This window comes from Pseudomonas sp. MWU347 (assembly GCF_017947305.1).
Taxonomy (GTDB): Bacteria; Pseudomonadota; Gammaproteobacteria; order Pseudomonadales; family Pseudomonadaceae; genus Aquipseudomonas; species Aquipseudomonas putida_A.
The window spans coordinates 94,738-117,742 of the sequence record NZ_JAFGZB010000009.1; the positions used below are offsets into that span (position 1 = coordinate 94,738).

Genomic DNA, 23,005 nt, shown 5'->3' on the forward strand with positions numbered 1-23,005 from the left:
GTGAGCAAGCCCACTCCCACCCTTGATCGCGGCCAGCCGCAAATCCTTCATCACCGACGATCCCCCAGTGGGAGCGGGCTTACTCGCGAAGGCGTCAGGTCAGTCGACAATGATGCTGAATGTGCCGGCCCCTTCGTGAGCAAGCCCACTCCCACCCTTGATCGCGGCCAGCCCCAAACCCTTCATTCACCGACGATCCCCCAGTGGGAGCGGGCTTGCTCGCGAAGGCGTCAGGTCAGCCGACATTGATGCTGAGTGTGCCGACCTCTTCGTGAGCAAGCCCACTCCCACAGTTGATCCGGTGCGCAGACACATTCTGCCAACAAACATGTTCGGCGCACTGTGATGGCTGATCTAGCCTTTTTCTGAATTCAACCATGGACAAGGCAAAGGAATGCCCAAACGTTACTCATCACATCGCCTGCGAACCGGCCGTCATTGCGAAGAAAATCAGATCTACCTACTAACCGCCAATACCTTAGGGCGTGAGCCAGTGTTCACGGATTACAGGCTCGGCCGGTTGGTTGTACATCAGTTCAGGCAGGCGCAGGAGGAGGGGTTTGCCGAGACATTGGCATGGGTTGTCATGCCGGATCATTTTCATTGGCTGATCCAGTTGCAAAAGGGAACACTTGGACAATTGATGTGCCAGGTCAAATCCCTGAGTACTCGTTCAGTGAACACAGCAGCCGGTAGAACCGGGAGCCTTTGGCAGCACGGTTTTCATGATCATGCATTACGTCGAGAGGAGGACCTGGTGAAACTGGCCCGCTATGTAGTGGCTAATCCACTGCGGGCCGGACTGGTAAAAAAACTCGGTGACTATCCGTTATGGGATGCGATCTGGGTTTGAACTCAGGATGCGCATTCACCGCATTACTTCAGAATAAATGCGATCCCTGTGGGAGCGGGCTTGCTCGCGAAGACGTCAGGTCAGCCAACATTGATGCTGAATGCGCCGGCCCCTTCGTGAGCAAGCCCACTCCCACCCTTGATCGCGGCCAGCCGCAAATCCTTCATTCACCGACGATCCCCAGTGGGAGCGGGCTTGCTCGCGAAGGCGTCAGGTCAGCCGACATTGATGCCGAATGCGCCGGCCTCTTCGTGAGCAAGCCCACTCCCACACTTGATAGCGTCCAGCCGCAAATCCTTCATTCACCGACGATCCCCAGTGGGAGCGGGCTTGCTCGCGAAAGCGTCAGGTCAGTCGACATTGATGCTGAATGCGCCGGCCCCTTCGTGAGTAAGCCCACTCCCACCCTTGATCGCGGCCAGCCGCAAATCCTTCATTCACCGACGATCCCCAGTGGGAGCGGGCTTGCTCGCGAAGACGTCAGGTCAGTCGACATTGATGCTGAATGTGCTGACCCCTTCGTGAGCAAGCCCACTCCCACCCTTGATCGCGGCCAGCCGCAAATCCTTCATTCACCGACGATCCCCAGTGGGAGCGGGCTTGCTCGCGAAGACGTCAGGTCAGTCGATATTGATGCTGAATGTGCTGACCCCTTCGTGAGCAAGCCCACTCCCACATTGGATCTTCGGTGTTTTCTGAAGGGCTGTTACTGCGCCCCAAACATCGCGGTCCAGTAAATCCCGGCGCTGCTCTTTGGGTCGGTCGCGTAGGCGGCGCCGAGTTCTTTGTATTGCGGGTTCATCAGGTTGGCGCAGTGGCCGGGGCTGGCGAGCCAGCCGTCGACGACCTTGCGCACGGTGTCTTGCCCGGCGGCGATGTTTTCGCCGACCAGTTGGCCGCTGTAGCCGGCCAGTTCGGCGCGGTCACCGGGTGTGCGGCCGTCGCGGTCCTTGTGGTCGAAATAGTTGTTGTTGGCCATGTCGCGGCTGTGATCCTGGGAGATCGTGCCCAGGCTCGCGTTCCACGCCAGTGGCCCGGCCGCGGCAAAGGCCTGGCCGCCGCATTGACGCGGTTGGGCGCGAGCGGCGTTGAGTTGTTCGAGCAACTTCTGGCCTTCGCTTTGCGCATCGCCGAGCTTCGCCGACAGTAGAGGTCGCGCCAGCACAATACGCCAGTCACGATCAGCACGGCTGACACCGACATCGACGAACTGCGGGTCCAGCACCACCTGACAGAAACTTTCCTCAATCGCCTTCATCGCCGACGCTGCATCCCGTGGGCCGTTGAGGGTGATCGCCTGCACATTGACCATCGGGTAACTGGCGCTGGCCATGGCCTGTTGCAGATCGACCGCACCGGCGGCCGGCAGTCTCAGCCGTGGATCGGCCGACAGCGGTGGCAGTTCACTAGACGCCTGGCTGCCGCAGCGCTGCGGTTGGCTGCGGTAGGCATTGATCGACTCGATCAGTTGCGACTCGTCGGCAGCCATGGCCGAGGCGGCCACGGCCAGGCCCACGGACAGCGCGGCAAAACGCAAGACGGATGGCATGAAGCGCATGGAAATCTCCCTTGAGCTGAGTGCGCTCATGATGCGCGAAAGGCCCCCGGTCAGTGCAATGTCTTTTTCTTCATCGAGCGGTTTTTTCTGCGGAACGTTACGTCGGTATTTGCCGTCTACACTCTCCGAAGGCCCCGGGAACCGGGCGTCTCCCCCACGAAACACCTTGCCCGGAACGGGCGTTGCCGGAAGAACTGACATGGGATTGAAATGGTTGGCTGGCTGTTTCGCATTAACCCTTATGGCCGGCGTTGTGAACGCCACCGATCAGACCCCGATCAAGGCCAAGGCCGAAGAGAAAGCCCAGGTGCTGGAAGAGAAGGCCGCCGACAAAGTCAGCGCGGCGCCAGCACCCAAATCCGAAGCGATCACCCCCACTGAAGTGCAGGCGGTTGACCCCGCCGGCACCGCGCCGCTGGACGATCCGATCACCTGCCTGGCGCGCAGTATCTACTGGGAAGCCAAGGGCCGCGACACCCCGGAAATGGAGGCGGTGGCCAATGTGGTGATGAATCGCCTGGGGCACGACGGCTTTCCCGGCACCGTGTGCGAAGTGGTCAAACAAGGTTCGGAAACCAAGAGCTGCCAGTTTTCCTGGTGGTGCGATGGCAAGGCCGATCAGGTCAAGGAAGACGCCGAATACACCCTGGCCAAGGACATCGCCGGCAAGGCGCTCAACCGCCAGTTGCCGGATCGCACCCATGGCGCACTGTATTTCCATGATCGCCAGGTGCATCCGAGCTGGGCCAGGGAATACAAAAAGACCGCCGCGGTCGGAAAGTTCCTGTTCTACAAACCGGCTGGCGGCGATGCGCGTTAGACGCAGACTTCTCGTACACAATTGCGCAACCAGCGGTGCGCCGGGTCGGCGTCCATGCGCGGGTGCCAGAGCATCGACACGCTGATCGGCGGCATCCTGAAGGGCAGGGCGAAGCTGTGCAGGCCCATGCGCAGCTTGCTGGTGTGACGCTCCGGAACCGTGGCGATCAGGTCCGATTCGCGCACCAGCGTCAGCGCCGCCGAAAAGCCGCCGAATGACGTGACGATATCCCGCGTCAGACCTGCGGCGAGCAACGCTTCGTCGACCGGGCCGCTGCTGCGCCCGCGCCGTGAGATCAGAATGTGCTGGCCGCCGGCAAAGCGTTTGCTGCTGATCTTGCCCGAGCTCAACGGATGGCCTTCGCGCACCACACCGATCCAGTGATCCTCAAACAGAATGCGGCTGTGCAGCGTCGGGTCGGTGCTGTCGTCGACCACGCCGGTCTCCAGATCGACCCGGCCTTCGCGCAGCGGCGTGCTGTCCTTGTCGGCTTTCTGCACAAAGCGCAGGCGCACGCCGGGTGCTTCTTCAGCGATGCGCGCGAGCAGCGCGGCGGCGAAGGTTTCGACAAAACCGTCGGTGTTGCGCAGGGTGAAGGTGCGCTGCAACTGGCCGGGATCGAGCACTTCGGCGGGGCGCAACACCGCCTCGGCTTCCTGCACCAGAGCGCTGACCCGCTCACGCAATTCCAGCGCACGCGGGGTCGGCACCAGACCTCGGCCGGCGCGCACCAGCAACGGATCGCCAGTGGTTTCGCGCAGCCGGGCCAGGGCACGACTCATGGCCGACGGGCTCAGCCGCAGAATGTGCGCGGCGCGGGCGACGCTGCCTTCGCGCAACAACACGTCGAGGGTGATCAACAGGTTCAGATCCGGTGTGCTCATGACATGGCGTTCCATGCAGGTATCAAGTGCAAAGCATGCGTCTTGCGCCTTGCCTTGTCGAGAAGCAGGCTATGCCGTCTGACTTTTGCACCAGGAGCGCCCGATGCCCGGATCCCCCTTGCCCCCTCAAGCCCGCTGGGCGCTGACCAGTCTGGCGCTGTCGATGTTGATGCCGTCGCTGGACACCAGCATCGCCAATGCCGGATTACCGACCTTGGCTGCAGCGTTCGATGCGACGTTTCAACAGGTGCAGTGGATCGTGCTGGCCTACCTGCTGGCGGTCACCACGTTGATTGTCAGTGTCGGGCGTCTGGGTGATGTGTTCGGGCGGCGACGACTGCTGCTGATCGGCATCGGCATTTTCACCAGCGCTTCGCTGTGCTGTGCGCTGGCGCCGGGGCTGGGCTGGTTGATCGGCGCGCGGGCCGTGCAGGGCCTTGGCGCGGCGATCATGTTCGCCTTGACGGTGGCGCTGGTGGCGGATGCGGTGCCCAAGGCGCGAGCGGGCAGCGCGATGGGTTTGCTGGCAACCATGTCGGCCACCGGCACCAGCCTCGGGCCATCGCTGGGTGGTCTGCTGATCGCGCATGTCGGCTGGCCGTCGATCTTTGTCCTCAACGTGCCGTTGGGCCTGCTCAATGCGTGGCTGGTTTATCGATATCTGCCGGCGGATCGCCCGGCCAAATCGGCAGTCGCGTTTGATTACCTCGGCACCGTGGTGCTGGTATTGACGCTGGCCGCCTACGCGCTGGCGATGACGCTCGACGGCCATACATTGATGTTGCTGCTGGTCAGCCTGTGCGGAGCAGGGGTGTTTGTTGCGGTCGAGATGAACGCCAGGGCGCCGCTGATTCGCCTGTCATTGTTTGCCGACGCGCGTCTGAGCAGCAGCCTGGCGCTAACGTTGTTGGTAACGACGGTGATGATGACCACGCTGGTGGTCGGGCCGTTTTACCTGAGCCGGGGCCTGGGACTGGGCAGCACCGTGGTCGGCCTGGCATTGTCGGTCGGGCCGCTGCTGGCGGCGTGCGGCGGGGTGCCGGCGGGGCGTCTGGTGGATCGCTTCGGTGCGCGGCGGGTGGTGCCGGGGGCGTTGTTCGGGTTGGCCGGTGGTTGCAGTTTGTTGGCGTTGTTGCCGATGAGTCTCGGTCTGCCGGCGTATCTGCTGCCGATGGCTGTGGTTGCCAGCAGTTACGCGTTGTTCCAGGCGGCGAACAATACCGGGTTGATGGCGACGGTCAGTCAGGATCAGCGCGGTGTGGTGTCGGCCCTGCTCGGGCTGTCACGCAATCTCGGACTGATCACCGGCGCGGCGGTCATGGGCGCGGTGTTCGCCTTCGCTACGGGTGACCCGACGCAAGCCCCGGCCGAGGTCATCGGCAGTGGCTTGCACTACACGTTCGGGGTTGCGGCGGCGCTGATGGTCGTGGCCCTGATCGTCAGCTGGCGTGGGTACTCAAGATGCTCGCCACTTGCTGCGGCTGGCAGTTGAGGTACGGCGAGGACTTCAGCCAGCGCTGGTCCGGGTACCAGGAGAACATGAACTGGCCGTCCTTGAGTTTATCGATCACCTGCTTCGCCACTTGCGGGCGCACCGCCGGGCAACCCTGGCTGCGACCGATACGGCCCTGACGCTTGCTCCACAACGGATTCACGTAGTCGGCGGCGTGGATCACGATGGCGCGGTCGCGGGCCAGGTCATTGAAGCCCGGTTCCAGACCGTCCATGCGCAGCGAATAACCGTGGGTCCCCTCGTAACTTTCCTGGGTGCGGAACAGACCGAGGCTGGATTGGTAACTGCCTTCGCGGTTGGAGAACTGGGTAGCGAAATTTTCCCCGGAATTTGAACCGTGGGCGACCAGATCGCGCAGCACCAGTTTCTTTCTGTTCAGATCGAAGATCCACAGCCGGCGGGCGGTGGAGGGCTGCGAATAATCGATGATCGCCAGGTGGCGTGAGGGCCTCGCGCCATTGTTCACTGCGCATTGCATGGCGCTCAAGGCACCTTTCAGCGCTTGGGGATTGAGTTCCGGCGCGGCGTGGGCGAGGCTGGTGAAGAGAACCGGCGATGGTTTGCCGGCGGCGAAAGCTGGGCTGCTCACGACGACGAGGGTCGCGGTGGTCAGCAGAAGTCGGCGCAAATACGTCAACATTTATAAGGTGTCCTCACTTGCTACTTATTTGGCACTTTGGCTCCTGACTCCCAGTCATACCCGACAGACCCCTGTTTCGAGCCTGACTGTTCAGCGCACCTGATGTAAGGTTGACCGTCATTCAGACGGCCACGGATTGGAGTAAAGCAGTTGTTCAAAAAGTACGCATGCTACTTGAGCATTTGTTTGCTCGCTGCGCCGTTTGTCGCTTGCGCCGATGAGCCGCTGCCACCGTTGCAGACCCTGCCGACGCCGCCGGCGGAAATGCCGCTCGAGCCACAAAGTCCGCTGCAAGCGGTGCTGATCGGTTTACCCCAGGCGTGCCCGGCGATTGCCGCGCACCTGAGTGGCGCGGCGCTGACGCAACTGCAAGCGTTCTATCAGCAGCAGGACTGGCTGCCGGTGTGGGCCAGCGAGTCCGGGCGATTGCCGGCCTTGCGCGCGCAGTTGCAGCTGTTGGCCGATGATGGCCTCAATCCCAAGCGCTACCCGGTGGCGGCCAATCCGCCGCAGGACGGCGAGTTGTGCGCCGATATCGACATCAGCCGCTCTTATCTGCAAGCCCTGCAGGACCTGCATTACGGTCGTCTGCTGCAATCGCATTTCGAGCCGCTGTGGCATTCCGATGACACCCCGCGTGATCGTCAGGCGGAATTGCTGGCGATCGCCGTGCCCGGTCTGCACGACATCAAGACCGCGTTCGATCTGGCGCGTCCGCGTCTGGCGCAATACCAGAGCCTGCGCCACCTCTACGCCAGCCAGCGGCTGCAGGCCTTGCCGCACTGGCAGTCGGTGGGCAACGGCCCGTTGCTGCGCCCGGCAATGGAAGACAAACGCGTGCCGGAACTGGCCCAACGCCTGTTCAACGAAGGCTACCTGACTCACGCCATCGGTACGCCCGGCAATGCCTATGAGGGCGTGCTGGTGGAAGCGGTGAAGAGCTTTCAGGCCAACCATTCGTTGCAGGCCGACGGGGTAGTCGGGCCGGGGACGATTGCCGAGCTCAACATCAGCCCGCTGACGCGCCGCGAACAATTGCGCGTCAACCTTGAACGTTTCCGCTGGCTGGCCCAGGACATGGAGCCCGACGGTTTGCTGGTCAACGTCGCTGCCGCCGAGTTGACCCTATATCAGGCCGGCGTGCCGGTCTGGCAGACCCGTACCCAGGTCGGTCGCGCCGAACGGCAGACCCCATTGCTCAAATCCCGGGTCACGCGCCTGACGCTGAACCCAACCTGGACCGTGCCGCCGACCATCTGGAAAGAAGACAAACTGCCGGCGATCCGCAAGGATCAGACCTTCCTCAGCCGGCAGAACCTGCAAGTCCTCGACGCCCATGGCCAGCCGTTGGCCGCGGCGGATATCGACTGGGACAACCCCGGCAACATCATGCTGCGCCAGGAGGCCGGGCCGCGTAATCCGCTGGGGCAACTGGTGATCCGCTTTCCCAACCCGTTCGCGGTGTACCTGCACGATACGCCGAGCAAGGCCCTGTTCGACAAAGGCCCGCGCGCCTTCAGCTCCGGCTGTGTGCGGGTCGAGCACCCGATGCAACTGCGCGACCTGTTGCTGACCCCGGCGGAACGCACCCGCACCGACACCTTGCTCGCCACCGGCAGCACCCACGAATTCCGCCTGTCGGCACCGGTGCCGATCCTCATGACCTACTGGACGGCACAGGTCGGCAAGGATGGGCAGGTGCGTTACGCGCCGGATATCTACAGCCGCGACAGCGCGCTGCTGGCCGGTCTCGACGGCGCACACTGAATCGCAGTCATACATACAACCCTGTAGGAGTGAGCCTGCTCGCGATAGCGGTGTATCAGAAAGATCAACTTCACAAATACACCGCTATCGCGAGCAGGCTCACTCCTACAAAGGGGTTTGTGTGATTCCGCAAGCTTGCGCAGCGTCTAGCCCCAGTGTCCCCGCAATCCCATGGGGCGAGACTTCGGAACCCGGCATGCAAGCGCTGTTGAACGAGATTCTTGACGCTGTCCGGCCCCTGATCGGGCAGGGCAAAGTGGCTGATTACATTCCCGCCCTCGGCACCGTGCCGGCCAATCAGCTGGGCATCGCCGTGTATGGCAACGACGGCGAAATGTATTGCGCCGGCGACGCCGAGACGCCGTTCTCGGTGCAGAGTATTTCCAAGGTGTTCAGTCTGGTGCAGGCGATCGAGCATTCCGGCGAAGCGATCTGGGAGCGCCTGGGGCACGAGCCGTCCGGCCAGCCGTTCAACTCGCTGGTGCAACTGGAGTTCGAACGCGGGCGCCCGCGCAATCCGTTCATCAACGCCGGGGCGCTGGTGATCTGCGACATCAACCAGTCGCGTTTCGCCGCGCCAGCCCTGTCGATGCGCGACTTCGTGCGGCGCCTGTCGGGCAATCCACAGGTGATCGTCGACGGCAAGGTCGCCGAGTCCGAATACCAGCATCGCGCCCGCAACGCGGCCATGGCGTACCTGATGCAATCGTTCGGCAACTTCCACAACGACGTCGAAGCGGTGCTGCGCAGCTACTTCAGCCACTGCGCGCTGCGCATGAACTGCATCGATCTGGCCCGGGCGTTCTGCTTCCTCGCCAACGACGGTTTCTGCAAGCACAGCGGCGAACAGATCCTCACTCGGCGCCAGACCCAGCAGGTCAACTCGATCATGGCCACCAGCGGCCTGTACGACGAGGCCGGCAACTTCGCTTATCGCGTAGGCCTGCCGGGCAAGAGCGGGGTCGGCGGCGGGATCGTCGCGGTGGTGCCGGGGCAGTTCACGGTGTGCGTGTGGTCGCCGGAACTCAACGCTGCCGGTAACTCGCTGGCGGGGATGGCGGCGCTGGAGATGCTCAGTTCGCGGATTGGCTGGTCGGTGTTCTGACCTGATCTTCCAAACACCACGAAACCTGTGGGAGCGGGCTTGCTCGCGAAGAGGCCAGCACATTCAATATCCATGTTGATGGTGCCGACGCCTTCGCGAGCAAGCCCGCTCCCACAGGTTCGGTGGTGTTTGTAGAAGGTGTGTTTCAGCGCAGAATCCGCTACATTTTCCGGCCGCCCCTCATATGGTGAATCCGCTTCATGTCTCTTGCGCTCGAACGTCTAGTCGCTGGCACGCCGATCCCTTTCGCTGGTAACCGCGTGACCGTGGTCAGCCCCGAACTGGCGGCGCGGTTTCAGCCCGGTGACCATCTGCTGGTCGAGCAGGTGAGTGGCGAGCTATTGCTGATTCCGGTGGTCGATCAACAAGCGGCTGCGGTGGCAATCGAGCGTGCGCAAACGGCGTTCAGCGCGCTTTCGGCGGTGTCCGACGAAGCCATCAGCCACTTCTTCGATCTGTTCGCGCAACGCCTGGAAACCGCGGAGTGCTGGAACCTGATCGAAGCCGCCAACCTGGCCGACATCGAACGCGCCAAGGCCCGTGGCCGCTCGACCACCCGACTGCTCGCCGACGAACGCATGCGCCGCGACATGATCGCCGGTCTGCGCGCCTGGCGGGATGCGCCGGCCACGCGCGGCAAGGTCATCAGCAGCGTCGAACACGACGGCTGGAAGGTCGAGCAAGTGGTGTCGCCGCTGGGCATCGTGGCGTTCGTGTTTGAAGGGCGGCCGAACGTGTTCGCCGATGCCGCCGGCGTTCTGCGCACCGGTAACACCGCGGTATTGCGCATCGGCAGCGATGCATTGGGCACCGCGCAAGCGATCGTCACTCACGCGCTGAACCCGGCGCTGGCCGATGCCGGTCTGCCGGCGGGCGCGGTGTCGCTGGTGGAAAGCGTCAATCACGCCGCCGGTTGGGCGATGTTCGCCGACCGGCGTTTGTCGCTGGCGGTGGCCCGGGGTTCGGGCCGCGCTGTCAGCCAGTTGGGCAGCATCGCCCAGCAGGCGGGCACGGCGGTCAGCCTGCACGGCACTGGTGGCGCGTGGCTGATTGCCGATCGTGACGCCGACGCCACGCGCTTCGCCACCGTGGTGCGTAATTCGCTGGATCGCAAAGTCTGCAACACCCTGAACGTCTGCCTGATTCACCGCGAGCGTGCTGCCGAATTGGTGCCGCTGTTTCTCGATGCGCTGCAGCAGGCCGGTACCGCACGCGGTCAGGGCTGCAAATTGCACATCGTCGCAGGCAGCGAAAGTTACCTGCCGGCCGAGTGGCACAACGCGACAGTCGAGGTCTATCGCGCCGAGGGTTATCAGACCGAAGCCCTGGCCGAAGCGCTGGCTGAATCCGAGCTGGGCCGCGAGTGGGAGTGGGAAGAAACCCCGGAAGTCAGCCTGATGATCGTCGACGAGCTGGATCAGGCGATCACACTGTTCAACCGCTACAGCCCGCAGTTCACGGTGTCGTTGATCAGCGAGGATGCTGCTGCCCAGGAACGCTTCTACAACGCGGTGAACGCACCGTTTGTGGGTAACGGGATTACCCGTTGGGTCGATGGTCAGTACGCGCTGAACAAGCCGGAACTGGGGCTTTCGAACTGGGAGAGCGGGCGCTTGTTTGCGCGCAGTGCGATTCTTTCGGGGGATGGGGTGTTTACGGTTCGTAGCCGTATGACCCAGATCGACCTCAGCGTAAAACGCTGAAAACGCCTTATCCCGATTGATGCACACCGGCCCTGTGGCGAGGGGATTTATCCCCGATGGGGCGCGAAGCGGCCCCAAGAGATCGGGCCTGCTGCGCAGTCCATCGGGGATAAATCCCCTCGCCACAAGTTCCTCTTCACCTCAGCGGATTTGTATCAGGCGGCTGCGCTGGTGTTTGCCTGAATGGCGCAAGTCGCTGGCTGCTCAGCCAACGGCACAAACGTGCGCCGATCCGCCGCCAGCGCATCGATCGAGCCGGTCTCGATGTCATACACCCAGCCATGCAGGTTCAGCAGGCCCTTCTCCTGGGCCAGACGTACGCTCGGGTGGGTCTGAATATTCGCCAGTTGCGCGATCACATTTTCCCGCACCATCGAACTCAATTTCGCCGCGTCATTGGCGTGCGGCCGCGCCTCGTTCACCACTTTCGCCGACTCGGCATGTTGCAGCCAGCCGCTGACGGCGGGCAGATGATCCATGCATTTGCACTGGGCAATCGCGGTCATCGCGCCGCAATCGGAGTGGCCGCAGATCACGATGTCCGTCACCCCAAGCACCGCCACCGCGTATTCCACCGTCGCCGACACCCCGCCCGGATGCGGGCTGTAGGACGGCACGATATTGCCTGCGTTACGGATCACGAACAGCTCGCCGGGTTCTTGCTGGGTCAGCAGTTCCGGCACCACGCGGCTGTCGGAACAGGTGATGAACAAGGTGCCCGGGGTTTGAGTGGTCGCCAAGTGCTTGAACAGCTCGGTGCGTTGCGGAAACGCCTCGTTCTGGAACTTCAGAAAGCCTTCGATCAGGTTTTTCATGGTGTTGTCCTCTCAGTTCGAACAGCCGGTGCCGAATTCGCTGTATTGAAGAATGTGTTTTGCGCCGTGGCTGTCGAGGTAGGTCATCTCGACCGGTACAACGCCGCAGACGTCGGCGACCGGGGTGATGTTCACGATTTCAGCAATATCCAGAGTCATGCCGTAGCGGTAGGCAATCGCCTCTTCATCAGCCTGGGCCTGCGCGGCAAGGCCGGCGAGCAGGGTCAGGGTCAACAGAATTTTGTGCATGGGGCAGCCTCCAGGCAGATGGGGTGACGACTTGGTAATTGAGGTTTGGATGGGCCCGCACACGGGGTGCGGGCCGGGGTGGATCAGAACGGACGCAGTGGCAGGAACTTGCCGTCGAGAGTGACCACGGCGCGGGAGCCGCCTTCCGGGTCTTCGACTTTCTTGATGTCGAGCTTGAAGTTGATGGCGCTGATGATGCCGTCGCCGAACTGCTCGTGGACCAGGGCTTTGAGGGTGGTGCCGTAGATCTGGATCATCTCGTGGAAGCGGTAGATGGTCGGGTCGGTCGGCACGCCGCTGAGGCTGCCACGCAGCGGGATGATCTGCAGCGCGGCAACGGCGTCGGCGTCCAGTTCAAGTTTGTCGCCAACCACTTGCGCGGCGTTTTGTGGCAGCGGGTGCTGGCCGAGCAGGGCAGCGGTGACGTAGGCCAGGCTCAGGCCGGTGCCATCGGCAAGATCCTGCCATGACAAATTCTTGCGGGCCTTGATGTCGAGAATGCGCGTGGTCAGGGCCAGGCTGGCATCGTTGTAGGCGTGGGACTGTTGCATGGTGTCACTCCTTTCAAGGTTGGCTTGCTGTGTGGGAGCCATCTTCTGCCGATTGATCCATAGCGTCCAAGACCGATATACAATGCTTTGCATAAGCTCTACCTATAGATGGTGATCCTATGTTGTTGCGACATTTGCGATATCTGCTGGCCGTTGCCGATCACGGCGGCTTCACCCGGGCGGCGGAGGCGTTGCATGTGTCGCAGCCGACTCTGTCGCAACAGATCCGCCAACTCGAAGAAACTCTGGGGGTGGCCCTTTTTGATCGAACTTCACGCACCGTTAAACCCACCGATGCCGGTGAGGCTTACATTGAGTGTGCGCGGCGCGTGCTGGTGGAGTTGGAAGCGGGCAAGCGGGCGTTGCATGACGTTAAGGATCTGTCGCGTGGGCGCTTGCGGCTGGCCATGACCCCGACGTTCATGGCCTATCTGGTCGGGCCGTTGGTACGTGATTTCGCCGCACGCTATCCGGGTATCCATCTGCAGATTTTCGAGTTGTCGATGGACGACATCGAGGCGGGGCTGGCGGACGATTCGCTGGACATCGCGATTGCCTTTACCCCGGTGCGCCACCCGGACATCGAGTGTATTCCGGCGTTTACTGAAACCCTGGGGATCATGGTCGGGCGCGAGCATCCGCTGTACGACAGCAGTGCGGTGCTGACATCGCGTGATCTTGCGCAACTGGATTTCGCCTTGCTGGCGCCAGATTTCATCACCCGGTTATCGATCGATGAGTATTTCCGTCAGCAGGGGATCACGCCGCAGGTGCGGATCGAGGTGAACTCGGTGAATACGTTGCTGGAAGTGGTGCGGTATTCGCCGATGGCGACGATGTTGCCCAAAGCGATTGCCAGCGAAGACCGGGCGTTGCGTCGCTTGAGCGTCGAGAACGAAGCGCCGCAGCGTGGGGCGGCGTTGTTGCGGCGGCAGAATAATTACCACAGTGCGGCGGCGCTGGCGTTTGTGAATCTGGTCCTGCAAACGAAAATCTGACCAACAACACAGCCCCCCTGTGGGAGCGGGCTTGCTCGCGAATGCGGTGTCTCAGTTGAGGTGATGGTGACTGACCCGGCCCATTCGCGAGCAAGCCCGCTCCCACAGGATTGTGTGTGAATTGCGGATATAAAAAGGGCCTGCTTCTGTTGGAAGCAGGCCCCTTTTATTTATTGAAGTTGTAACTCAGTAGAACCGGTCAATCACCCGAACTTCATTCTTGTTCTGCATCGAATCCCACGCATGTTTCAGCGTCTGCAGCACATTGCCGATGAAGTCCTTGTCGGCCGCAGCTTTCTTGCCGACATAACCGTGGCCGCGGCGGTACATCTTCAGGCGGGCCAGCAGGTTCTGGTTGCTGCGGTCGAATTCTTCTTCACCAGCGTGGGGCGACAGGCAGTCGATATGCACCTGACCCGACTTGCTGATCCAGAGAATGTGGCTGTCGTGGCTGTCTTTTTGCGCAGCGAACATACGAGCCAGTTCTTCGATAGTAGGTTGATTGTTCAGATTCATGGTGTTTGCCCCTTGACCAGTCTGGTGATCTTTCAAAGTTGATTCGCTAATACAGGTAGCCCATCGGTTAGTTGATCCCTGGCACCGAAACCAGGACGTCAGCGGTCGCCCGTGTGAAATACGGGGTCATGCATCTGTTGCATGTAGTCGTGTTGAATAACTGCTACGCAATAGCGTCACAACGAGGAGAAGCAGCGAAAACCGGGAGGCTCCTTGACGACGTTTTCAGGGTCGACCACAAGCGTCTTGAGAATTTTCGCCAGCGCTTCTCGTCCTTGTACTGGACGTTCAGGCCAGGTCAGCTTCTTCAATCTGCCTTGTGGGCAGCGTGTATCCGGAAAAAACAACTCGGCGGTCAGACGAGCTTGCTCAAGCGTGTTACCGATGTTCCCGATCGGGGAACGTCTTCATCATGCAAAAGCAAAACGGTGCCGTCAACGGTTTTGTAGTGATTATTTTTGTTCACTACATATTGTCGGACAAAGCTGTTTTGGAATGAGAAAAGATCCGTTCAGGCAACGGATGCGGGGGCGCGCAGGACGTAGAAGGTGCAGGGGTAACCGTCCACGGCGCGCTGTTGGCGGGTGAATGCGCCGCCAGTCAATTCGGGGATCAACCTGGCCCAGAAGCGCTGCGCAGGCAGGTTGGCGTCGATGTGGAAAATCTGCCATTGACCGGGCAGACGGCTCAAGAGGGCAGAGACGACAAACTGCGCGACGCCTTGGCCACGATAGCGTCGGGAGAGGAAAAAGTAGCCGATGTTGTGTTCGGCGCCGTCGATGTGGGTTTCGTCATCCACGGTCACGAAGCCGGCCAGTTCACCGTCGACGCAGATCAGGAACGGTTGGGTAGCTGGATTGCGCCAGTAGTCGTCTTTCGGCTGAATGCTGAAGAAGCCATGTTCGCCGAGTTTCAGTGGTAGCCATTGGCTGAAGTCGTACATGTAGAACTGCATGAGGTTTTCGATGGTTTGCAGTTCGTCGCGGTGGGCGGGGTGCAGTTCGATAGTGGGCATTGGGGGGAATTCCTGAAGATTGCGACTTCAGTATTGTCGACTCATACCTTGTGGTGAGGGGATTTATCCCCGATGGATTGCGCAGCAGTCCTCTTGTTTAAGTAAAAGCTGGGGCCGCTTCGCAGCCCATCGGGGATAAATCCCCTCACCACAGAGTCCCTCACCACAGAGTCCCTCACCACAGAGTCCCTCACCACAGAGTCCCCCACCACAGGACTGATCATTACTTCGCTGTGCGTTTGGCTGCGCTGGCAGTTTTGCTTCGGGTCGATTTACGCTTTTTCTTCCACGGCGCCGCAGCCTTGCCGGCCGGTGGCGGGCCGCTGATGGTCAGGCTCAGCGCAGAACACCGGGTGACCTGCTTGCTCATCCACGCCGCCTGTTTGGTGACGAACTCCTCCAGGCTCATCTCGCCGCTCTGCACCATGTCCAGCGCCTGTTCCCAGATGGCGGTGGTGCCGGGATCGGCAATCGCCCGGGGCACGGCGTCGATCAGGCTGAAGGCCGCCGGCGTCGCGGCCAGCGCCTTGCCGTTCTTCACCAGATAGCCGCGATCCAGCAGGCCCTGAATGATTGAGGCGCGTGTCGCTTCGGTGCCGATGCCGGTGGTGTCCTTGAGTTTCTGTTTGAGCAGCGGATCTTCCACCAGTTTGGCGACGTTCTTCATCGCCTTGATCAGGTCGCCCTCGGTGTAGGGCTTCGGCGGCTGGGTCCACAGATCCTTGAGGTTCACGCCGGCCACGGCGCAATCGATACCCTGGCTAAGCGCCGGCAGGGTTTGCGGGGCTGGCGCTTCACGGCCCTTGGCCGGGGCGAGGGCTTCGGGCAAGGCGCGCTTCCAGCCCGGTTCGATGATCTGCTTGCCGACGGCGCGCAAGGCTTCACCGGCGCAATCGAAGTCGGCCTGGGTGCGATCGTATTCATGGTTGGGCAGAAATTGCGCCAGATAACGCGCACGAATCAGGGTATAGACCGCCCGGTGTTTGCCGCTCAGGCGTTCGAGATTTTTCGCCGCGGCGGTGGGGATGATGCCGTGGTGGGCGCTGACCTTGGCGTCGTTCCACGCCCGCGAGCGGCGCTGCGGGTCGAGGTGACCGTTCAACACATCAAGGCTCGGGTCGGCCTGACGCAGTGCCGCCAGTATCCCCGGCGCCTCGCTGTGCTGGCTCAGCGGCAGAAAGCCGCAATCGCTGCGCGGGTAGGTGATGACCTTGTAGGTTTCGTAGAGGGCCTGGGCGATGTCGAGAGTTTCCTGGGCGCCGAGACCGAGTTTCTTCGAGCAGACCTCCTGCAGGGTGCCCAGATCGAATGGCAGCGGTGCCACTTCACGCATGCGTTCGGTGCGCAGTTTGACCACTCGCGCACTGGCGGCGCTGTTCAGAGCGGCGGCTGCCTGCTGGGCCAGCGCCTGATTCAGACAGCGATCCTGCTCGTCGCAAACGTCGGAGGGCGCACGCCATTGCGCGGTGAACGGCGTGCCGTCGTGCAGCAGTTGCACATCGATCGCCCAGTACGGCACCGGCACGAAGTCGGCGATGCTGCGGTCGCGGTCCACCACCAGCCGCAGTGTCGGCGTCTGCACCCGGCCGACCGGCAGCACACCCTGATAGCCGGACTGCCGGCCCAATAGCGTAAACAGGCGACTCATGTTCATGCCGATCAGCCAGTCGGCCCGCGAGCGCCCCAGCGCCGAGTGGTACAGGCTGAAGGTTTCCGCTCCCGGCTTCAGCGCGGCCAGGGCCTTGCGGATCGACGCCTCATCCAGCGCCGACAGCCACAGGCGACGGATCGGCCCGCGATAGCGGCAGTGCTCGACCAGTTCCCGGGCGATCATTTCGCCCTCACGGTCGGCGTCGGTGGCGATGATCAGTTCGCTGGCCTCGCCGAGCAGGCGCTTGACCGCTTTGTACTGGCTGGCGGTGCGCGGCTTGACGGTCATTTTCCACTTGTCCGGAATGATCGGTAGATCCGCCAGCACCCAGCGCTTGTAGCGCGCGTCGTAGGCATCCGGCGGTGCGGTTTCCAGCAGATGGCCAATGCACCAGGTCACCGTGACGTCCGTTCCCAGCCAGCAGCCGTCGCCCCGACGTCTGGCGCCGAGCACGGCCGCGATGTCTTTGGCCTGGGAAGGTTTTTCACAGAGGTACAGCCGCATAACCACCGTCGTCAATCAGTTCACTGGAGGTGCACAGAATGGCCGGAGTTCGCGCCTGGGGCAACTTTTATCTGTATGGATATACAGATAAAAACGTTGCCGGGAATGACCGGTATTACCGGGACGGCGCGGGCGACTATCGAGAAATCGAATGGCACCGCGCTTGCCGGGCATGGCAGGTTCGTCGGGCCTTTAAGAAACGCGAGCGACAGGACGATCTCGCCAGAAGATCGCCACGGTCCGAACGCACTGACCACTCTGAAACAAGGAAGTCCCACCATGGCTCAAGCCAAAGCAAAATCCAGCAGCGCCTATGACGAAGTGAACGCCTTCAGCCACCTGTACGACCGCGGCGTCGGCCTGGTGAACGGCAAACCGTCGTTCACCGCCGATCAGGCAGCCGACGAAATCCTGCGCAAAAACCTGTCGTGGCACGACAAGAACGGCGACGGCAAAATCTCGCTGACCTACACCTTCCTTACCGAGAAACCGGCAAACTACAACCCGAACCTCGGCAACTTCAGCCAGTTCAGCGCTCAGCAAAAGGCTCAAGCCATACTGGCCATGCAATCCTGGGCCGACGTGGCCAAGGTCACGTTCACTGAAGGCAAGGGCGGCGACGGCCACATGACCTTCGGCAACTACGACGTCAGCACCGGCGGCGCAGCGTTCGCCTACCTGCCGAGCGGCGGCAGCTATGACGGTCAGTCGTGGTACCTGATCAACAATCAATATCAGGTCAACAAGACCCCGGACACCAACAACTACGGGCGTCAGACCCTGACCCACGAAATCGGCCACACCCTCGGCCTGTCGCACCCGGGCGCCTACAACGCCGGCAACGGCAACCCGACCTACAACGACGCCAAGTACGCCGAAGACACCCGTGGCTATAGCCTGATGAGCTACTGGAGTGAAGCCAACACCGACCAGAACTTCAGCAAGGACGGCAGCGGCGCTTACGCCTCGGCACCGTTGCTCGACGATATCGTGGCGGTGCAGAAACTCTACGGTGCCAACTATGAAACTCGTGCCGATAACACCTGGTATGGCTTCAACTCTAATACCGGACGCGATTACTACACCGCGACTTCGGCCTCTTCGAAAGTGGTGTTTTCGGTATGGGACGGTGGCGGTGACGACTGGCTGGATTTCTCCGGCTTCACCCAGAACCAGAAGATCAACCTCAATGAGGGTTCGTTCTCTGACGTTGGCGGGCTGGTCGGCAACGTATCGATTGCCTATGGCGTGACCGTGGAGAATGCGGTTGGCGGTTCGGGCAATGACCTGCTGATCGGCAACTCGGCCGTCAACCATCTGTTCGGCGGAGCCGGCAACGACATCCTTTACGGCGGTGGCGGCGCGGATGTGCTGTGGGGCGGCGAGGGCGCAGACACCTTCGTCTTCGGCGCGGCCAGCGACTCGACCAACAACCAGCCGGACTGGATCATGGATTTCAAGAGCGGCGTGGACAAGATCGACCTCTCGGGCATCGCCGCGTTTGCCACGGGGGCGGCGTCACTGAACTTCGTTAGCAGTTTCACCGGCCACGCGGGCGATGCGATCCTGACTTACTACGCGCAGAACGGTCAGACCGGGCTGCTGGTCGATCTGACCGGGCAGGGGCAGGTTGACTTTGCCGTGGGTGTGGTGGGGCAGGCGGTGGCGACTGATATCGTGGTTTGATGTGAAATGACAGGGCCAACCTGACGCTTGTGGCGAGGGAGCTTGCTCCCGCTCGGCGGCGAAGCCGTCGCAAAACCTGAAATCGCGTTATACCTGATGCAGCGCGATTTCCGGATTTGGGTCTGCTATGCAGCCCAGCGGGAGCAAGCTCCCTCGCCACAGTTCATTTGTCCCTGGAGAAACCCCAATGAGCACCACCGGCCTCAATCCCGTCATCACCCTCGAAGAACTCCCCGGTTGCCTGCTGGTGAAATTCCACGGCATCCAGGTCGCGGCGTCCTCGCATGTGCTGGTGCTCCATGAGGCCAACTACCCGCCGGTGTACTACGTGCCCCGCGAAGACATCGACGAGAAATACTTCGCCCGCACCGACCACACCAGTTACTGCCCGTACAAGGGCGATGCCAATTACTTCAGCCTGCAAGTGCCGGGGCATGAGGGGGCGAATGCGGTGTGGACGTACGAGAAACCGAAGATCTCGGTCGATGCGATCAAGAACTATGTGGCGTTTTATCCGGATCAGGTGAAGTTTGAGGTGATCAAGGCTGACGCTTAGTTCCTGGATGAAGAGATTTAATTGTGGCGAGGGGATTCATCCCCGATGGACTACGCAGTAGTCCCCTTTTTCACGGGGGCGCTACGCACCCCATCGGGGATAAATCCCCTCGCCACAGGTTTTTTTACCAAAGGATCATGTTTCAGATTCAGTTCTTATCGAGATCGATATTCTTCGTCTCCCGCAGACAAATCATCCCCACCACCAGGCTCACCCCGGTAATCAGCACCGGGTACCACAGCCCATAGAAAATATCCCCGGTGTACACCACCAGCGCGAACGACACCGTTGGCAGGAATCCACCAAACCAGCCATTGCCGATGTGATACGGCAGCGACATCGAGGTGTAGCGGATGCGGGTCGGGAACAGTTCGACCATCAGCGCCGCGAGCGGGCCGTAGCACATGGCCGAGATGATGATCAGTGCGACGATCAGCGCCACGATCATCGGTTTGTTGATCTGTTGCAGGTCGGCCTGTTGCGGGTAGCCGGCGAGGGTCACCGCGCCGCGCAGGGCCGATTCGTCGTAGCCGTCGATTTTCACGTCGCCGACGCTCACCTGCACGCCGCTGCCCGCCGGGGCGGCGACGCTGGAGTAGGGCAGGCCCTGCTTGACCAGGAAGGTCTTGACCTTGTCGCACGGGCTGTCGAATTTGGCCTTGCCCACCGGGTCGAACTGGAAGGTGCAGGTGGCCGGATCGGCCAGCACGGTGATCGGCGCCTGACGGCTGGCCTGATCGATAGCCGGGTTGGCGTAATGCGCCAGGGATTTGAAGATCGGGAAGTACAGCGCAGTGGCCAGCAGCAGCCCGAGCATCAGCACTGGTTTGCGTCCAACCTTGTCCGACAGCCAGCCGAAAATGATGAAGAACGGCGCACCGATCACCACACTGATGATCAGCAGGCTGTTGGCCACCGCCGGGTCCATTTTCAGGAACTGGGTGAGGAAGAACAGCACGTAGAACTGCGCAGCGTAAAAGGTCACCGCTTGCCCGGCGTTGATGCTGAACAGCGCGATCAGCACGACCTTGAGGTTCTCCCATTTGCCGAAGGATTCGCGGATCGGCGCTTTCGAGGCTTTGCCTTCCTCTTTCATTTTCAGGTACGCCGGCGACTCGTGCAGGCTCAGGCGGATCCAGGTGGAAATGCCCAGCAGCACGATCGACAGCAGGAACGGAATACGCCAGCCCCAGACTTCAAACTGATCGCCAGTGAAGTAGCGGCACCCGAGCACCACCAGCAGCGACAGCAGCAGGCCGAGGGTTGCAGTGGATTGAATCCAGCTGGTGTGGAAGCCGCGTTTGCCGATCGGCGCGTGTTCCGCCACATAGGTCGCAGCACCGCCGTATTCACCGCCCAGGGCCAGACCCTGAAGCATGCGCAGCACCACCAGAATGATCGGCGCGGCAATGCCGATGCTGGCGTAGGTCGGCAGCAGGCCGACGCAGAACGTGGCGATCCCCATCAGAATGATGGTCGCGAGGAAGGTGTATTTGCGCCCGATCATGTCCCCCAACCGACCGAACACCAGCGCCCCGAACGGCCGCACGATAAACCCGGCGGCAAAGGCCATCAGCGCGAAGATGAACGCCGTGGTGTCGTTGACCCCGGCGAAAAACTGCTTGCTGATCACCGCCGCGAGGGCGCCGTAGAGGAAGAAGTCATACCACTCGAACACCGTCCCCAGAGACGAGGCGAAGATGACTTTCTGCGTGGCATTGCTGGTGCTGGCGCCGCTCGCGGCGTCCAGCGGCTGAGCGTGTTCTGACATGTCGGTATCCCTCACAGTGATTGTTTTTGTTGTTCCACTGGTGTTGCGTGTCCGGGTACTGCGTGATGCCTTGAATCTGCTGTTGATTCCTGTGGGAGGGGGCTTGCTCCCGAAGGGGCCGTGTCAGTCAAATCATGGGTGAATGACACTCCGCTTTCGCGAGCAAGCCCGCTCCCACACTGGGGCTGTGAACAGGTCCTGAAAGGATCAACTGCGCCGCCTTCTCGGCAATCATCAGCGTAGGCGAACAGGTGTTGCCCGAGGTGATGCGCGGCATGATTGAGGCGTCGGCGATGCGCAGGCCGGGCACGCCATGCACGCGCAATTGCGCATCGACCACCGCTTCCGCGTCATTGCCCATGCGACAGGTGCCGACCGGATGGAAAATCGTCGTGCCGATGCGCGCCGCTGCTTCGTGCAGCTGCTCCTCGCTTTGCAGACTGTCGCCGGGCAGATATTCCACCGGTTTGAACGCTTGCAGGGGCGGGGCGCTGACGATGCGCCGGGTCAGGCGGATCGCGTCGGCGGCCACGCGCAAGTCTTCAGGATGGCTGAGGTAGTTCGGTTGAATCAGCGGTGCTTCCTGCGGGGCTGCCGAACGGATGTCGATGCGGCCACGGCTCTGCGGACGCAGATCACACACCGACGCGGTGAACGCCGGAAAGCTGTGCAGCGGCTCGCCAAAACGCTCCAGCGACAGCGGCTGCACGTGGTATTCAAGGTTGGCAGAAGTCTGCTCTGGCCCTGAGCGGGCAAACGCGCCCAACTGACTCGGCGCCATCGACAGCGGCCCGCTGCGGTCATACAGATAACGCAGGCCCATGCCCATCTTGCCCCAGACGCTGCCGGCGATCTGATTCAGGGTGCGGGCGTTCTGCAGTTTGTAGATCAGGCGCAGTTGCAGGTGATCCTGCAGGTTGCCGCCGACCCCCGGCAGCTCATGAATCACCCCGATGCCGAGGCGCTCGAGCAGCGGACGCGGGCCGATCCCGGAGCGTTGCAGAATGCTCGGCGAACCCACGGCGCCAGCGCAGAGGACGATTTCCTTGCGCGCCTTGAAGCTTTTCACCTGACCTTCGTGACGCGCGCTGACTTTTGAAGCACGGCCGTTTTCCAGCAGCACCCGATCCACTTCAACCCCGGTCAGCACCGTCAGATTGGCCCGCTCGCGAACCGGTTTGAGAAAGGCCTTGGCCGCGTTCCAGCGCACCCCGGCCTTCTGGTTGACCTGAAAGTAGCCGCAACCCTCGTTGTCGCCCTGATTGAAGTCGTCGATGCTGGCGATGCCGGTCTGCTCGGCTGCGCTGCGAAACGCGTCGAGAATCGGCCATGACAGCCGCTGTTGCTCGACCCGCCATTCACCCTTGGCACCGTGAAATTCAGCGGCGCCGGCAAAGTGGTTTTCGCTCTGTTTGAACAGCGGCAGCACGTCGTTCCAGGCCCAGCCCGGATTGCCCTCGGCGGCCCAGCCGTCATAGTCGCCAGCCTGGCCGCGCATGTAGATCATGCCGTTGATCGAGGAGCAGCCACCGAGCACTTTGCCGCGTGGGTAGCTCAGGCTGCGACCTTGCAGGCCGGGTTGCGCTTCGGTCTTGAAGCACCAGTCGGTGCGCGGGTTGCCGATGCAGAACAGGTAACCCACGGGGATGTGAATCCACGCATAGTTGTCGCGTCCGCCGGCTTCGAGCAGCAACACCCGCTGCTGTTTGTCTGCCGACAGTCGATTGGCCAGCAGGCACCCGGCGGGGCCGGCGCCGACCACGATGTAGTCGTATTCTTCAAGGGAAGTCTGCATTCCCTGACCTCGCTCTTTGTTTTTATTGTCGGACACTCTAGTTGTTAGCTTTCGT

20 protein-coding genes are annotated in these 23,005 nt (G+C 61.7%); 9 read left to right on the top strand and 11 right to left on the bottom strand.

Annotated features, from left to right (window positions below; translation table 11 throughout):
• Positions 1–394: 394 nt before the first annotated feature.
• Positions 395–853, top strand: coding sequence for a transposase (locus KCG87_RS19665; RefSeq protein ID WP_098964443.1), 459 nt, complete (start codon positions 395–397; stop codon positions 851–853).
• 706 nt (positions 854–1,559) lie between these two features.
• Here the strand turns inward: KCG87_RS19665 and KCG87_RS19670 are convergent.
• The gene (locus KCG87_RS19670; RefSeq protein ID WP_098964441.1) at positions 1,560–2,411 is read right to left on the bottom strand and encodes a CAP domain-containing protein; all 852 of its coding nucleotides are present in this window, start codon (positions 2,409–2,411) and stop codon (positions 1,560–1,562) included.
• Between the two features lie 199 nt (positions 2,412–2,610).
• Between KCG87_RS19670 and KCG87_RS19675 the strand changes: the two genes are divergently transcribed.
• Complete coding sequence (locus KCG87_RS19675; RefSeq protein ID WP_098964440.1) at positions 2,611–3,231, top strand: cell wall hydrolase; 621 nt, start codon at positions 2,611–2,613, stop codon at positions 3,229–3,231.
• On the opposite strand, the gene KCG87_RS19680 is transcribed toward KCG87_RS19675, so the two are convergent.
• Positions 3,228–4,115, bottom strand: a complete 888-nt coding sequence (locus tag KCG87_RS19680; protein ID WP_027611719.1) for a LysR family transcriptional regulator — start codon at positions 4,113–4,115, stop codon at positions 3,228–3,230. The genes KCG87_RS19675 and KCG87_RS19680 overlap by 4 nt on opposite strands.
• 103 nt (positions 4,116–4,218) lie before the next feature.
• Between KCG87_RS19680 and KCG87_RS19685 the strand changes: the two genes are divergently transcribed.
• Positions 4,219–5,607 (top strand): MFS transporter, encoded by a 1,389-nt coding sequence (locus KCG87_RS19685; protein ID WP_210558704.1) that lies wholly within the window; start codon positions 4,219–4,221, stop codon positions 5,605–5,607.
• Here the strand turns inward: KCG87_RS19685 and KCG87_RS19690 are convergent.
• Positions 5,555–6,268 (bottom strand): murein L,D-transpeptidase catalytic domain family protein, encoded by a 714-nt coding sequence (locus KCG87_RS19690; RefSeq protein ID WP_027611721.1) that lies wholly within the window; start codon positions 6,266–6,268, stop codon positions 5,555–5,557. The genes KCG87_RS19685 and KCG87_RS19690 overlap by 53 nt on opposite strands.
• A 150-nt stretch (positions 6,269–6,418) precedes the next feature.
• Between KCG87_RS19690 and KCG87_RS19695 the strand changes: the two genes are divergently transcribed.
• The 3 genes from KCG87_RS19695 (at position 6,419) to KCG87_RS19705 (ending at position 10,843) form a co-directional block, all read left to right on the top strand.
• The gene (locus tag KCG87_RS19695; RefSeq protein ID WP_134786707.1) at positions 6,419–8,035 is read left to right on the top strand and encodes a L,D-transpeptidase family protein; all 1,617 of its coding nucleotides are present in this window, start codon (positions 6,419–6,421) and stop codon (positions 8,033–8,035) included.
• Positions 8,036–8,231: 196 nt separating this feature from the next.
• The gene (gene glsB / locus KCG87_RS19700; protein ID WP_003226050.1) at positions 8,232–9,140 is read left to right on the top strand and encodes a glutaminase B; all 909 of its coding nucleotides are present in this window, start codon (positions 8,232–8,234) and stop codon (positions 9,138–9,140) included.
• A gap of 200 nt (positions 9,141–9,340) precedes the next feature.
• Positions 9,341–10,843, top strand: a complete 1,503-nt coding sequence (locus KCG87_RS19705; RefSeq protein ID WP_210558705.1) for an aldehyde dehydrogenase family protein — start codon at positions 9,341–9,343, stop codon at positions 10,841–10,843.
• Positions 10,844–10,998: 155 nt separating this feature from the next.
• Here the strand turns inward: KCG87_RS19705 and KCG87_RS19710 are convergent, their stop codons facing one another.
• The 3 genes from KCG87_RS19710 to cynS all read right to left on the bottom strand — a co-directional run bounded on the left by KCG87_RS19710 (position 10,999) and on the right by cynS (position 12,458).
• On the bottom strand, positions 10,999–11,658 hold the full coding sequence (locus KCG87_RS19710; RefSeq protein ID WP_135296091.1) for a carbonic anhydrase: 660 nt from the start codon (positions 11,656–11,658) through the stop codon (positions 10,999–11,001).
• A gap of 12 nt (positions 11,659–11,670) precedes the next feature.
• Positions 11,671–11,907 carry a DUF2790 domain-containing protein gene (locus KCG87_RS19715; RefSeq protein WP_097090279.1) on the bottom strand — a complete coding sequence of 79 codons (237 nt, stop codon included), beginning with the start codon at positions 11,905–11,907 and terminating at the stop codon, positions 11,671–11,673.
• 83 nt (positions 11,908–11,990) lie between these two features.
• Positions 11,991–12,458, bottom strand: coding sequence for a cyanase (cynS, locus tag KCG87_RS19720; RefSeq protein ID WP_047597616.1), 468 nt, complete (start codon positions 12,456–12,458; stop codon positions 11,991–11,993).
• A 119-nt stretch (positions 12,459–12,577) separates the two neighbouring features.
• Here cynS and cynR point away from each other — a divergent pair, with 119 nt between their 5' ends.
• Complete coding sequence (gene cynR / locus KCG87_RS19725; RefSeq protein ID WP_210558706.1) at positions 12,578–13,456, top strand: transcriptional regulator CynR; 879 nt, start codon at positions 12,578–12,580, stop codon at positions 13,454–13,456.
• Positions 13,457–13,642: 186 nt separating this feature from the next.
• On the opposite strand, the gene KCG87_RS19730 is transcribed toward cynR, so the two are convergent.
• The 3 genes from KCG87_RS19730 to KCG87_RS19740 form a co-directional block, all read right to left on the bottom strand.
• Positions 13,643–13,972: a hypothetical protein gene (locus tag KCG87_RS19730; protein WP_210558707.1), complete on the bottom strand. Its 330-nt coding sequence runs from the start codon at positions 13,970–13,972 to the stop codon at positions 13,643–13,645.
• 511 nt (positions 13,973–14,483) lie between these two features.
• Positions 14,484–14,987 (bottom strand): GNAT family N-acetyltransferase, encoded by a 504-nt coding sequence (locus KCG87_RS19735; RefSeq protein ID WP_134786704.1) that lies wholly within the window; start codon positions 14,985–14,987, stop codon positions 14,484–14,486.
• A gap of 223 nt (positions 14,988–15,210) precedes the next feature.
• A complete protein-coding gene (locus KCG87_RS19740) occupies positions 15,211–17,142 on the bottom strand; it encodes a DNA topoisomerase III (RefSeq protein ID WP_210558708.1) in 1,932 nt (643 codons plus the stop codon).
• A gap of 279 nt (positions 17,143–17,421) precedes the next feature.
• On the opposite strand from KCG87_RS19740, the gene KCG87_RS19745 reads away from it, so the two are divergent.
• Positions 17,422–18,828: a serralysin family metalloprotease gene (locus KCG87_RS19745; RefSeq protein WP_098964423.1), complete on the top strand. Its 1,407-nt coding sequence runs from the start codon at positions 17,422–17,424 to the stop codon at positions 18,826–18,828.
• Positions 18,829–19,015: 187 nt separating this feature from the next.
• Positions 19,016–19,384, top strand: coding sequence for a DUF427 domain-containing protein (locus KCG87_RS19750; protein ID WP_098964421.1), 369 nt, complete (start codon positions 19,016–19,018; stop codon positions 19,382–19,384).
• 148 nt (positions 19,385–19,532) lie between these two features.
• Here KCG87_RS19750 and KCG87_RS19755 read toward each other — a convergent pair whose 3' ends face one another.
• A complete protein-coding gene (locus KCG87_RS19755) occupies positions 19,533–21,155 on the bottom strand; it encodes an MFS transporter (RefSeq protein WP_027611735.1) in 1,623 nt (540 codons plus the stop codon).
• A gap of 127 nt (positions 21,156–21,282) precedes the next feature.
• Positions 21,283–22,950: a GMC family oxidoreductase N-terminal domain-containing protein gene (locus KCG87_RS19760; RefSeq protein WP_210558709.1), complete on the bottom strand. Its 1,668-nt coding sequence runs from the start codon at positions 22,948–22,950 to the stop codon at positions 21,283–21,285.
• Between the last annotated feature and the right edge of the window lie 55 nt (positions 22,951–23,005).

Coding starts and splice junctions, on each gene's coding strand:
- KCG87_RS19665 (WP_098964443.1), top strand. CDS start 395: ATGCCCAAACGTTACTCATCACATCGCCTGCGAACCGGCCGTCATTGC.
- KCG87_RS19670 (WP_098964441.1), bottom strand. CDS start 2,411: ATGCGCTTCATGCCATCCGTCTTGCGTTTTGCCGCGCTGTCCGTGGGC.
- KCG87_RS19675 (WP_098964440.1), top strand. CDS start 2,611: ATGGGATTGAAATGGTTGGCTGGCTGTTTCGCATTAACCCTTATGGCC.
- KCG87_RS19680 (WP_027611719.1), bottom strand. CDS start 4,115: ATGAGCACACCGGATCTGAACCTGTTGATCACCCTCGACGTGTTGTTG.
- KCG87_RS19685 (WP_210558704.1), top strand. CDS start 4,219: ATGCCCGGATCCCCCTTGCCCCCTCAAGCCCGCTGGGCGCTGACCAGT.
- KCG87_RS19690 (WP_027611721.1), bottom strand. CDS start 6,268: ATGTTGACGTATTTGCGCCGACTTCTGCTGACCACCGCGACCCTCGTC.
- glsB (WP_003226050.1), top strand. CDS start 8,232: ATGCAAGCGCTGTTGAACGAGATTCTTGACGCTGTCCGGCCCCTGATC.
- KCG87_RS19705 (WP_210558705.1), top strand. CDS start 9,341: ATGTCTCTTGCGCTCGAACGTCTAGTCGCTGGCACGCCGATCCCTTTC.
- KCG87_RS19710 (WP_135296091.1), bottom strand. CDS start 11,658: ATGAAAAACCTGATCGAAGGCTTTCTGAAGTTCCAGAACGAGGCGTTT.
- KCG87_RS19715 (WP_097090279.1), bottom strand. CDS start 11,907: ATGCACAAAATTCTGTTGACCCTGACCCTGCTCGCCGGCCTTGCCGCG.
- cynS (WP_047597616.1), bottom strand. CDS start 12,458: ATGCAACAGTCCCACGCCTACAACGATGCCAGCCTGGCCCTGACCACG.
- cynR (WP_210558706.1), top strand. CDS start 12,578: ATGTTGTTGCGACATTTGCGATATCTGCTGGCCGTTGCCGATCACGGC.
- KCG87_RS19730 (WP_210558707.1), bottom strand. CDS start 13,972: ATGAATCTGAACAATCAACCTACTATCGAAGAACTGGCTCGTATGTTC.
- KCG87_RS19735 (WP_134786704.1), bottom strand. CDS start 14,987: ATGCCCACTATCGAACTGCACCCCGCCCACCGCGACGAACTGCAAACC.
- KCG87_RS19740 (WP_210558708.1), bottom strand. CDS start 17,142: ATGCGGCTGTACCTCTGTGAAAAACCTTCCCAGGCCAAAGACATCGCG.
- KCG87_RS19745 (WP_098964423.1), top strand. CDS start 17,422: ATGGCTCAAGCCAAAGCAAAATCCAGCAGCGCCTATGACGAAGTGAAC.
- KCG87_RS19750 (WP_098964421.1), top strand. CDS start 19,016: ATGAGCACCACCGGCCTCAATCCCGTCATCACCCTCGAAGAACTCCCC.
- KCG87_RS19755 (WP_027611735.1), bottom strand. CDS start 21,155: ATGTCAGAACACGCTCAGCCGCTGGACGCCGCGAGCGGCGCCAGCACC.
- KCG87_RS19760 (WP_210558709.1), bottom strand. CDS start 22,950: ATGCAGACTTCCCTTGAAGAATACGACTACATCGTGGTCGGCGCCGGC.